At 43.1% G+C, this 11,272-nt stretch carries 11 protein-coding genes; 7 read left to right on the top strand and 4 right to left on the bottom strand.

The window, feature by feature from the left end; all coding sequences use genetic code 11:
• Positions 1-119: 119 nt before the first annotated feature.
• Positions 120-305 carry a YhzD family protein gene (locus J7I80_RS00445; protein WP_192473274.1) on the top strand — a complete coding sequence of 62 codons (186 nt, stop codon included), beginning with the start codon at positions 120-122 and terminating at the stop codon, positions 303-305.
• A 339-nt stretch (positions 306-644) separates the two neighbouring features.
• Here J7I80_RS00445 and J7I80_RS00450 read toward each other — a convergent pair whose 3' ends face one another.
• From J7I80_RS00450 to J7I80_RS00465, 4 genes are all read right to left on the bottom strand, one after another.
• Positions 645-1,439, bottom strand: coding sequence for an enoyl-CoA hydratase (locus tag J7I80_RS00450; RefSeq protein ID WP_251027512.1), 795 nt, complete (start codon positions 1,437-1,439; stop codon positions 645-647).
• Between the two features lie 298 nt (positions 1,440-1,737).
• Positions 1,738-3,246: a coproporphyrinogen III oxidase gene (locus J7I80_RS00455; RefSeq protein WP_214735474.1), complete on the bottom strand. Its 1,509-nt coding sequence runs from the start codon at positions 3,244-3,246 to the stop codon at positions 1,738-1,740.
• A 274-nt stretch (positions 3,247-3,520) separates the two neighbouring features.
• Positions 3,521-4,393 (bottom strand): Cof-type HAD-IIB family hydrolase, encoded by an 873-nt coding sequence (locus tag J7I80_RS00460; protein WP_192473272.1) that lies wholly within the window; start codon positions 4,391-4,393, stop codon positions 3,521-3,523.
• Between the two features lie 647 nt (positions 4,394-5,040).
• Complete coding sequence (locus tag J7I80_RS00465; protein WP_192472866.1) at positions 5,041-5,400, bottom strand: YlbF/YmcA family competence regulator; 360 nt, start codon at positions 5,398-5,400, stop codon at positions 5,041-5,043.
• A gap of 205 nt (positions 5,401-5,605) precedes the next feature.
• Here J7I80_RS00465 and J7I80_RS00470 point away from each other — a divergent pair, with 205 nt between their 5' ends.
• From J7I80_RS00470 to J7I80_RS00495, 6 genes are all read left to right on the top strand, one after another.
• On the top strand, positions 5,606-6,724 hold the full coding sequence (locus J7I80_RS00470; protein WP_214735475.1) for a YheC/YheD family endospore coat-associated protein: 1,119 nt from the start codon (positions 5,606-5,608) through the stop codon (positions 6,722-6,724).
• The gene (locus J7I80_RS00475) at positions 6,721-7,800 is read left to right on the top strand and encodes a YheC/YheD family endospore coat-associated protein (RefSeq protein ID WP_214735476.1); all 1,080 of its coding nucleotides are present in this window, start codon (positions 6,721-6,723) and stop codon (positions 7,798-7,800) included. The genes J7I80_RS00470 and J7I80_RS00475 overlap by 4 nt, the downstream gene beginning before the upstream one ends.
• Complete coding sequence (locus J7I80_RS00480; RefSeq protein ID WP_214735477.1) at positions 7,797-9,164, top strand: YheC/YheD family endospore coat-associated protein; 1,368 nt, start codon at positions 7,797-7,799, stop codon at positions 9,162-9,164. The genes J7I80_RS00475 and J7I80_RS00480 overlap by 4 nt, the downstream gene beginning before the upstream one ends.
• On the top strand, positions 9,161-10,345 hold the full coding sequence (locus J7I80_RS00485) for a YheC/YheD family endospore coat-associated protein (protein ID WP_214735478.1): 1,185 nt from the start codon (positions 9,161-9,163) through the stop codon (positions 10,343-10,345). Before J7I80_RS00480 ends, J7I80_RS00485 begins: the two co-directional genes overlap by 4 nt.
• A gap of 167 nt (positions 10,346-10,512) precedes the next feature.
• On the top strand, positions 10,513-10,725 hold the full coding sequence (locus J7I80_RS00490) for a YheE family protein (protein WP_214735479.1): 213 nt from the start codon (positions 10,513-10,515) through the stop codon (positions 10,723-10,725).
• A 58-nt stretch (positions 10,726-10,783) separates the two neighbouring features.
• Positions 10,784-10,969, top strand: coding sequence for a hypothetical protein (locus tag J7I80_RS00495; RefSeq protein WP_214735480.1), 186 nt, complete (start codon positions 10,784-10,786; stop codon positions 10,967-10,969).
• Positions 10,970-11,272: the final 303 nt, after the last annotated feature.

Genomic DNA, 11,272 nt, shown 5'->3' on the forward strand with positions numbered 1-11,272 from the left:
AAGTTTCGGAGTTTCTAGGAGGCAACACTAGACAAGCGTCTCGAGGGGCTAGGAGATGGAGCTGGACAATTCTCAAAGTTAGTTTTATACTTACTATTTTTTATAAAGGGGAAGTTGTGATGGATACTTACAAACTGACAGCCTTTGAACCAAACGGGGAAAAATTGATTGACGAATCATTCCAGGCCGGTAATGATGAAGAAGCAAAGGAAATCGGATCAAGAATGCTTGAAGAAAAAAATCTCACTGATAAGACGCACCGCTGTACATCACCTAGAGGAAAATTAATTCTTTTTCATCCATAGAAAAAGCAAAGAGGTCCATCCTCTTTGCTTCAGACTGTAGACAAACTCGATGAAAATCGTGTTTGTTTACAGTCTTTTTTTGGATTGTTGCTGGAATGGGACTGTTGATTTCCGTTCCAGACGCTTCGCTTTCCGCGGGAAGAATATGAAAAAGACCAACTGCCGTCTTTTTCATAAGCAATTCTTCCTTGGGGCCGGCGGTGAGCCTCCTCGTCGCCTCTGGCGCCTTCGGGGTCTCACCTGTCTGTCTGATCCCGCAGGAGTCTAAGCGCCTTCCACTCCAATCAATAGGATTTCTAAACTCAGAGGCAATGGGATCCATCCTCTTTGCTTTTTTATTTATTTCCCTTTGAACTGCGGTTTCCTTTTTTCAAGGAAAGCATTAATGCCTTCCTGGTGGTCCTCTGTCTGGCGCATTTTGAATTGGCCGTATTTTTCGAGTTCAAGGATTTTCAACAGAGATGGCCTGTTTTTCTCTGCTAGGATTTTCTTCGTTTTAATCATCGCCTGAATAGGTTTGTTCAGCCAAACTTGTATTTTAGCTTCAACCGCTTCTGTAAAATCTCCTGTTGGCACCTCGTCAACAAGTCCCAGAGTCAGTGCTTCATTGGCAGAAAGAGTCTTTCCTTCCCAGATCAGCTGCTTCGCCTTCGTTTCCCCTAGGCGCTCCTCCATAAAGAAGTGGCCTCCCCCATCCGGAATCAAGCCAATGCCAATAAAGTTCATTGCTATCTTGCTTGATGGCTCAGCGATTATGTAGTCTGTCGCGAGTGCCAGGCTGAAGCCGAGGCCTGCCGCTGCACCTGTTACTGCGCTGATTGTTACTTTCGGCATGCTGTACAGAGTCACGATCATATCATGAATATCATCCATCACATGGTAGAAATCGCTTTCATTTGTGTTGGAAAGCATCGTTTTGATATCGCCGCCCGCAGAAAAAGCACGCCCGGATCCTTTAATCAATACAATATCAATCTCATCAGACTTGCAGATTTCCTTCAGATTCATAGTGACTCCCTTGATCATTTCCACATCAAGAGCATTCAGTGCTGCAGGTCTATTCAACTCAAGAACTGCAACACGTCCATTAATGTCTAATTTCACAGTGTCAGTTGAAAACTCAATCGCCACCATTCATCCCCTCCATTTATCCTTATATTTTTATTATATAGGGAGAAGTTATATTTAAAAACCTTTTTCTCACTATTTAGATTTTTTAAAGAATAACCCGAAATTCATAGCAAGTAATTGGATTATTTTTTCACTTCGCGGAATTGTAAGGTGTTTTCGCGGAAATGCCGGCCCTTTTCGCGGAATCACATATTTAACAGGAAATTGCTGGCCATCATTTATTGAAACGCGCAAAATGGTCAAATTACCCCTTCAAACCATAAAAAAGCTCCCGAAGTGAATCTTCGGAAGCTTATCAACATTAAATTTTCGCCTTATTAAACAAAGAATCGAGAATTTCGATCTTTTTATTAGCGTACTCTTCAAAGCTGTCGTTATATGACTTCGGATCCTTTGGATTCGAGAACTGTGTGATGACACCTGTTTCAGGATCAATGAATTTGCTCGATGCGCCACATCCCAGGCCGATGATGGTTTGCTGTTCTTCCATGATGATGATATTGTACAGACTCTCCTGCTCGGGGAAAGCATAGCCTACATTCTCCAGGTTTCCAAGAATGTTCTTCTGTCTGTACAGATAATATGGCACGTAGTCATGTTCCTTCGTCCATGATTCAGCCATATTCATCATTCTTTCTATTTCATCGCGGCCAGCGACTTTATATTTTTGTTTATTCCGTGTCATTTCTGACGCTCTTTTGAAAGAAAGAGTATGAACCGTCAGGGATTCCGGCATCAGCTTTTCCGTTTCAGAAAGGGTATGGGCAAATTCCTCGGTCCCTTCCCCCGGAAGGCCAATAATCAAATCCATGTTTATGTTGTTCATGCCCATTTCGCGGGCCAGGTGGAATTTTTCAATCGTTTCTTCCACTGTATGGTGACGGCCTATTGCCTTCAGGGTTTCCTGGATGTATGACTGCGGATTGATGCTGATCCGGTCGATATTCCACTTTTTCAGCACTTCCAGCTTTTCAGGAGTGATCGTGTCCGGCCGGCCAGCTTCGACAGTCACTTCCCTGATATTCTCGACATCCGGGAATGACTGCTGAACCTCTTCATACAGCATATCCATTTCTTCGGCGGTAATCGATGTCGGTGTGCCGCCTCCATAATAAACAGTCGTAATCTTGATATCATTCTGCTTCAGCCAGTCCCCGATTTGGCGGATTTCATAGTGAAGCCCGCCAAGGAAAGAATCCACAGACCCTTGCCGGCCGTTAATGGCATAAGCCGGGAAGGTACAGTAAGCACACTTAGTCGGGCAAAAAGGAATGCCGATATAAATGCTGACACCATTTTTCAAATCATACAGGTCAGGCAGGACCGCGAGCTGGCGGTCAACGATTTGCTGCATCAGCTGGATTTTTTCATCTGATATCAAATACTGTTCCTTCAGCTCTCTGTGGGCATCCTGCTGATTCATTCCTTCACGGAGCTTTTTATGCAAAAGCTTGGTAGGACGGACTCCGGTGAGAATTCCCCACTTCTGGACCATACCTGTCCAGTCCTGCAGCACTTTTAAATAAGCCCTCGAAATAACTGTTTTAAGCAATTTAAATTCTTCCTTATCGCTTAAACCAGCTAGAATTTCTTTGTTGGCCTCCGCTGTAAAAGTTTCCCCATTTGCCGTCAAAGCTGCTTTTACAAAAAACTCCCCGTCGACATTTTGAACATCAAATTCAATTATCGCATCAACTTCCTGGTCCGTCTCGCTTAATGCTACTTCTGATTCTTCAAAAAACAAATTAGCAATCAACCCTAGAGGACGATGTAATCTGTCATCTTGAATACCTTTTATATTAATTCTCATGAAATTCACCTTTTTCAATTAAACATGCTTCAATAAGTGTAATAGAATTATGATTCAAAGGTCAAGACAGTGTAAAAGCTACCAGTTTTCTGCTTTGGTCCGATGATTATTATAGACGTCCTGTTCATTTTTCTGAAAAACTCATTTCCTCCTGAATCAAATCTAAAAAGAGCTTCTTTAATTGCGAATCATCTAGATATTTCACTTAAAACCACAATATATTCCCAAACAAAGCAAAAGCACGCCTGCAATCAACACCAGGCATGCTTCTAATTTACATTTTAATAATATTCATTTTCCGAAGAAATTCGATTGGATGCTGTTTGCGGAAGTGTTCCTTGACCATGTAGCTTACTCCGTGCTGATTATTCGAACGGGTAACCCAATCCGCAGCCTTTTTTACTTCTACAGATGCATTCCCCATTGCGACTCCAAGTCCGCACGCTTCGATCATATCAATGTCATCACTGCTATCGCCAATTGCGACCATTTCCTTCAAAGGAATGCCAAGGTGTTCACCCAGTTGGATTAGGCCGTTCAGTTTCGAGACACCTTCAGGCATGATATCAAGTCTGTAGTCATTCAGCCTCGACATAGAAACTTCAGAGAACATTCCATTAATCGCCTGCTGCGCATCCTTCAAATCTTCTTCGTACTCGAAATAGACCTCGATTTTAGGAGGAGAGACTGGCTCATTGACGAGTGTTTCACTGATAGAATCCGTGAATTGCTGGGAGTAAAATATCGGGTCACCTGAAGTAAACACGGTTTTAGCCAGCAGATTATGGTTTAATTTATACTTGTTTGCCAGTGAGAACTTTTCGTGCACAAGCCGGATTTGGCAAGGGAAGCTTTCCAGGAATCTGACAAGCTGGAAGGTTACATCCTCGGGAATCCGTTTTTCAAAAATTGGATCACTGCGAAGATCATTAGAAATATAGGATCCCAGGTGAGTTACAAGCAAGGAATTTATTTTCAGCGCTTTAGCCACCTTTTTAGCAGATGGAAAGCTTCTTGAAGTTACTAGAGTCACGTAAACCCCTTTTTGCTGAACGTACTCAATCGCATCCCTCGTGGATTTATGGAGCCTTCCATTTGACTGGATAATCGTGCCATCCACATTAAGCGCAAGAAGACGGTAAATCATATTTATGCCCCCATTTCTTCGGTGTTTTTGTCCTTATTTAACTTGTATGATAGAAAGCGAGAGAATAGAACATGGGCAGGGTTATGATATTAGCTTCCTGCGGGAACCAGTCCACAGATGGAATAAGGGCAGGCTACTGCCTCCAAAAGAAGTCTAGATGACGGACAATTTTTCCTTTTTTTCGCTGATTTTTGTCCGTCATAGCCTCGATGACGGACAGTTTTTCCTCTTTTCCGCTGATTTTTGTCCATCATAACCTTGATGACGGACAGTTTTTCTTCACTTCCGTTGATTTTTGTCCGTCATAACCTTGATGACGGACAGTTTTTCCTCTTTTCCGCTGATTTTTGTCCGTCATAACCTTGATGACGGACAGATTTTTCTCTTTCCCGCTGATTTTTGTCCGTCATAACCTTGATGACGGACAGATTTTTCTCTTTCCCGCAGATTTTTGTCCGTCATAGCCTAGATGACGGACAATTTTTCCTTTTTTTCGCTGATTTTTGTCCGTCATAGCCTCGATGACGGACAGTTTTTCCTCTTTTCCGCTGATTTTTGTCCGTCATAACCTCGAGTTCAACAGTTTTTCCTGTAATCCAAACAAAAAAACTCCCGCCACATTGATTGGCGGGAGTCCTGACATTCTATTATTGCTGTTGATTCGGATTTCCGTAAAGCTCTTCGAGAGGCTTCATGATGATCTGATTAAGCTCAGCAATGACCATGCTCATTCTTTGCTCTGCTTCCATCAGCTTAGAAATTAGTTCATGCTGCTGGACAAGTGCAACTGTCTTTTGCGCCTGCTCCACTTCTTCCTGGGTAATTTCCTGCCCAGTCATCTGCTTCTCCTGAAGCTGCATCTGGATATTGCGGAAGTTCTCAAACATTCTTTTTGCTGATTCATCGCTATTTACAGCATCATAAAGATTTTTCAATTCTGTGTATTCCGAACTGTTCCTGATTGCTTTTTCCAATTCGTAGGCTGAATCATAAGTATTGACTGCCATTTAAATCACTCCTTCTACGTTAAACGCTCCACTACACTATAACAAACTATGTTGCTGAATGCCAAAAGTTCGGGTTAGGCGAAATTCATCTTCTATCATGAAAATCACCAATAACAACTACTATTCATAGGATGCAATATGTGTGTTTGCCTATTTTACAATAGGTTGTTTCCTTAGGCAGCCTAAAAGAAAATGAGGAGAAGCTATGACGCCAGCAAAATCGAGAAGCTTACCCAACAATCCTGTCATCGCTTTGCTGACCGAAATAAACGAAGATCATGTACCTGACTTTGGTAAAGTCCACTCCTTTTGCGAAGAGCTACATCAGGGAGTTTCCGAATTAGGGGGAAGCTTTTATGTTTTTTCACTCAGAGGCTTTTCTGACGAAGGAGTCGAGGGCTTTTCGTATGATGACAAAGAAGATGGTTGGAAAAAAGGGGTCTTCCCTCTTCCAACTGTCATTTATAATCGGGTATCGTCACGAAGGACCGAAATCAGCAAAGGATTTAAGGGATTTTTAAATAAATTGGACGCTCTCGGAATAAAGATATTTAATCACCGCTTCCTTTCGAAGTGGGAGATTCATGAATCTTTAATGAAGGAAGACCACTTGCATCCTTTCATACCTGAAACACATCTCTATTCCGAGAGTCTGCTCGAAAGCATGCTTGAGAAGCATGATGAGTTATACATCAAACCAGTTCACGGCAGCCAGGGCCGCAATATTATCCAGGTGGCTAAAAAGGATGGGATTTACCATGCATCCCTGTCCTCAATGCCGGCCAATGACCTTCGAGAATTTAAACATGTATCAGAGCTGGCCCGTTCCATTGCTCCCATCGTCGGAAAACGGCTATGCATCATTCAACAGGGAATACAGCTATCAGAACTAAATGGCAGAAGAATGGACTTCAGGGTCCTCTGCCATAAAAATGCCCAGCACTTCTGGAAGGTTACCTCCATCGTCGCCAGGGTTTCCGCTGAACAATTATTCGTATCAAATATAGCCCGCGGCGGCGAAATCATGAAGCCTGGGTATACGCTCGCGTTGATTTTTGGAAAGGAACAGGCGAAACATCAACTGGCGCTGATGAAGGAGCTGGCCCTTGAGACGGCAGAAGTCATCAGCAAATATGCGGAGGGACTTACAGCCGAACTGGGGATTGATATTGGAATCGATATTAAAGGAAACTTGTGGCTGATCGAAGCAAATTCCAAGCCTTCCAAGAACTTTGAAGAACGGGGAGCCAAAATCAGGCCCTCAACAAAATCCATCATTGAGCATTGCTACGGACTTTGCCAGCTAAAGGAGAAATACAAATGATTTCATTTGGAATGATGTCACTTACCATAAAAAGTGAAAAAACATATCTTACCGAGATTGCCAGGCGGGCGAATCCAAACATGTTCACCTGCTTCAGGTTCTCACCAGCAAAAATTCATCCAGTCACACAATTGGTTTCGGGAGAAAGATTTGACCACAAGAAAGATCGCTGGGTAAAGTCCGAATTTCCGCTTCCGATGATTATTTATGACCGTTGTTTTTATACAAATGATCCTTCATCGAAGCAAGCGATGGCGATTGTTAAATGGCTGAAGAAAAAAGCGGGTATTACCTTCCTTGGAAACGGTTTGCCAAATAAATGGGCCATATACCAGGTTCTGTCGACATCTTCCCTGTCTCCATACATTCCAAAAACGATTCTTGCCGCCAGTGGAAAAGCTGTTGTTGCCCAGCTGGAAGAGATGGATATGGCAATCTTGAAACCGATTTTCGGCTCCGGCGGCAACGGGATCTATAAAATTGAAAAATCAGGTGGAGAGTTTGTAATCTCAGCTGACCTTGGCGGCAAGTTGTCAACAAAAAACTTCGATTCCACTAGTGAAACAGAGATTTGGCTCGACCGCCTTTTCAGTAAAAAAGAGTATATGATGCAGCCTTACCTCGAGCTGTCCGATTCGCAAAATTCCCCTTTTGACATAAGAATTCTGCTGCAAAAGGACCATGAGGATAAGTGGGTTGTTCGAGGCAAAGGAGTCCGCCGCGGCAGCAAGGATGGAATCCTTTCGAACTTAAGTGCCGGCGGAGAAATACTGCCATTTGAAGAGTATGCTAATTCCCTGGATATCCGAACAAAAAGATTCATTTTACATGAATTAGAGGAAATTCTATCAACGCTGCCCGGCATTCTTGAAGGATCTTTCCCACGGCTTTTCGAACTCGGCGTAGATATTGGTGTTTCTAAGAACCATGCCCTATGGGTGCTTGATACGAATTCAAAGCCCGGAAGAAAAGTTATCGCTTCAACAAATCCGGATCTGAAAGAAGTGTTATATAAAGCACCACTTGAATATGCCAGAATGCTTACTCTGCCAGAAAGAGAGGAACAGCACTTATGAGAAAAAAATATCCAATTGAAATCATTACCCACTCCAAACAGTTAGTTTTTGTCCCTGCCGAGCTGACCAATAGCAAGGATATTAACAAAATTTCGTTTGGCAACAAGGTGGTTAATGTCACATGTGCTCCTCATCCTAAAGGAAGAAACGTAATTGTACTGAGTGATGATGTGCAAAAGGAGCTCTCAATGCCCGATTTATCGACATCCTTGCATCTCTTTATCGATCAGCAAACTTTATTTATCGGGCCCCTGATTGGCATCCTTACATCTGGATTCACACCTTTTCCATTAAGACCTATTGGTGAGAGGTCTATGTTCTTTGCCAAGCTTCTTTCCGTCAATAAATCAGTCGGCGCCCTTCCCTTCGTCTTTGGCGAGGAACATATCGACTGGGATCAAGGATTGATACAAGGTTATTTCTTTGTCGAGGGAGGCTGGATAAGAATAAAGGTGCCCTTCCCAAATGTTGTTTACGACCGTCTTCCAAACAGGCGCACCGAAAGAAAGTCTGAGCTCATCAGCCTAAAATCCAGGATGCAGACCGATTACCTAATTCCATGGTATAACCCGGGTTTTTTCAGCAAACTGGATGTATTTGAGCGCCTGCAGCAGGATGAACAGGCAGCAGAATACTTGCCTGAAACTCATCAATTTTCTTCTTTTTCAGTGATTGAAAGGATGCTTTCAAACTATGGTAACGTCTATGTCAAACCCGCTAATGGAAGTCTAGGACTGGGGATCCACCAAATCCTGTTTGATAAGCATAATGGCTATTATTATTGCCGCTATCGAGACCAGGAGGGCATCAATAAGTTAACGAAGTTTGAAAGCCTGGAAAAGTTGATGAAGAAAATTTTTCACAAGCGGAACCTTTCCCAGATGATTGTCCAGCAGGGCATCAGCCTGCTTAGATCCGAGAAAAGGCTCATTGACTTCCGGGTTCATACAAATAAAGATGAATACGGACAGTGGCAGGTAGCGGCGATCGCAGCAAAAATTGCCGGCCAGGGAAGTGTGACCACACATGTGAACAACGGCGGAGTCGTAAAATCACTTGATGAACTATTTGAAGACCAAACTGAACGGGAGCTTTGTGAAAAGAAGCTTTCGGAAGCTGCACTGGTCCTTAGCTCCATTTTGGAAAAAAACATGGAAGGAATCATAGGCGAGCTTGGTTTTGACTTTGGAATCGATAAATCAGGAAAAGTATGGCTCTTTGAAGCCAACTCAAAGCCGGGACGTTCAATTTTTAAGCATCCAAAGCTAAAGAATTTTGATTTGCTCACCAGAAAGCTATCTCTATCCTTCGGCATTTTTTTAGCGGAAAAAGCCATTACGGCACCTGAGGATATCTTCAAATGATTCTGCGCTATAATACTGAATCGAAGGCATGGACGCATGAAGCCAAAGCTGGTAAAAAACTCAGCTTTGGCTTTAATAAAATCAGCATCGCTGCTGCTTCATCAGATACACTTCCGGAAAACAGCCAGCAGTTCTTATTGAAAAACAACCAGGGAAATATTGGTCCCCTGATTGGAATCATGACCTCAATGAGCAAGAAAATGTCCCTTTCCGGCAATGGACCATTGTTTCAGGCCCTTCAAGAAGAAACCTTAAAGCGGAATGGACTGATAGTCGTCTTTCCCCCCGAAACAATCGTCAAGGATGGACTAACCGGCGTCATATTTTTACCAGCTGCGCAAAAATGGATACCTGTGAAAACACCTCTTCCTCATCTTGTTTTTAATCGTGTTCCCTTCCGGAAAGCAGAACAACAGCCAGCTTTTAAAGATGCCGTAAACTACCTGTCCGCACTCGGAATCCCTTTTTTCAATCCTGGATTCATCAATAAAAACAAGCTCTATTCCCTATTTTCCAGACATCCTCAATTAAGAAAGCTAATGCCTGAAAGTATTTCAGTGAAATCAATGATCCAGTTGGCTGCTTTCCTTAATAAACATGAAGGGATTTATCTTAAGCCCGCTTCATCTTCAAAGGGGATCGGAATTTTCCGCCTGCGGCAAAAAAACGGGCAAATCGAGTTCGAGAGCCATTCACATCGCAATCTTTATCCTGGCATAAAAGAATTTTGGAAGGTCAAATCCAGACAGCTGTTAAGGTATGAGTACATTGCCCAGAAAGAAGTCATGCCGACAGCCATCGACGGGAAACGATTTGACTTCCGAGTACATGCCCATGATGGGATAGATGGATATGAAGTGACAGGAATCGGCATCCGGCAATCCCGGAAGCAGGACCTGACTACCCACTTGCCGAATGGAGGAATCATGCTTCCTTATATTAAGGTTAAGACTGACAGGCATGACCAATTCTTCGACTGGGCCGTAAAGGAAATCGGCCAGCTGCTCACTGAAGAATTAGGCTACTTCGGGGAATTCTCCCTTGATGCTGGAATCACCGAAAAAGGCAATTATGTCATTTATGAAGTCAATTCAAAACCAATGAGCTTCGACGAACCACAGATTGAAGGAAAAAGGATCTCTGCTCTTGTCGATTTATTTTTCAGGAAAACAGGATTTTGATAGAGATACAGTTTATTGTGGGCCGCCCAAGAAAATGCGGCTCATTTTTAATGCCTTTATACATCTCCTTCAAAACAACAACTGTTATTCCAGAGTAATTATCTGCGCTTCTTCTTGCTTGAATACTATATAATAATGAAAAGACATCTTTAAAAGGGGGAATCAGATTGATTACTCATTTCCAATTCAAATCACTATTTGAGAATAAGGATATGCCAGGTTGGCACTTCTCATTTTATTTTAAAAAGCAAAAGTTTACGGGAATTTATCATCAGAATGGGGATATTCAGTGGACCTCTGAACATCCAGACGAGGAGCATATCGATCAGCTGAAAGAGCAAATCCACGAGCTGATGCTCTTCCATGTATATGACAAGTGATGTATGTTTCTAGTCCTTTTCCGGAATTCTAAGCTTAAAAACATTGGAGGAGGATTCCATGAAACACAAACGCGGCAAGAAGTTTGCTGAGGACATGAAATATGAGGGACGGGATGAAGTTTATGTCGATGTTGACCGGATGATCAACGAAGGCATGGCCGGTGGTACTGTGCATAGATTGGACAGTTCGCCCAATATTGAGGAAAGCCATGACTTTTACCCCGAAGACCCGCCAAACAAATGAAAAGCGTAAGCGCCTTGAACAGCCCTGACAAGCCGCTGCCCGCCTAAAAGTGCCACGTCCTGTGGCTGGGGTTTAGCACATCGTGTGCCTCGGAGGGCCTGACTGTGAAGTCGCTCTTTGACTTCATGGCAGGACCGAAGTCGAAAAGTATAGCCGACTGTCCAGAAACACAGAAACTGGAGACTTCGACAAAGAAGCGCTTTTTGCTTCTGCCGGCGGTGTTGAAGTTTCGGAGTTTCTAGGAGGCAACACTAGACAAGCGACTCGAGGGGCTAGGAGATGGAGCTGGACAATTCTCAAAGT

The organism is Bacillus sp. ISL-41 (assembly GCF_018613235.1).
In the GTDB taxonomy this organism is placed as follows: Bacteria; Bacillota; Bacilli; order Bacillales; family Cytobacillaceae; genus Mesobacillus.

Bases quoted from the DNA above. Each gene is read 5' to 3' on its own strand.
- J7I80_RS00445 (WP_192473274.1), top strand. From the start codon at position 120: ATGGATACTTACAAACTGACAGCCTTTGAACCAAACGGGGAAAAATTG.
- J7I80_RS00450 (WP_251027512.1), bottom strand. From the start codon at position 1,439: ATGGTGGCGATTGAGTTTTCAACTGACACTGTGAAATTAGACATTAAT.
- J7I80_RS00455 (WP_214735474.1), bottom strand. From the start codon at position 3,246: ATGAGAATTAATATAAAAGGTATTCAAGATGACAGATTACATCGTCCT.
- J7I80_RS00460 (WP_192473272.1), bottom strand. From the start codon at position 4,393: ATGATTTACCGTCTTCTTGCGCTTAATGTGGATGGCACGATTATCCAG.
- J7I80_RS00465 (WP_192472866.1), bottom strand. From the start codon at position 5,400: ATGGCAGTCAATACTTATGATTCAGCCTACGAATTGGAAAAAGCAATC.
- J7I80_RS00470 (WP_214735475.1), top strand. From the start codon at position 5,606: ATGACGCCAGCAAAATCGAGAAGCTTACCCAACAATCCTGTCATCGCT.
- J7I80_RS00475 (WP_214735476.1), top strand. From the start codon at position 6,721: ATGATTTCATTTGGAATGATGTCACTTACCATAAAAAGTGAAAAAACA.
- J7I80_RS00480 (WP_214735477.1), top strand. From the start codon at position 7,797: ATGAGAAAAAAATATCCAATTGAAATCATTACCCACTCCAAACAGTTA.
- J7I80_RS00485 (WP_214735478.1), top strand. From the start codon at position 9,161: ATGATTCTGCGCTATAATACTGAATCGAAGGCATGGACGCATGAAGCC.
- J7I80_RS00495 (WP_214735480.1), top strand. From the start codon at position 10,784: ATGAAACACAAACGCGGCAAGAAGTTTGCTGAGGACATGAAATATGAG.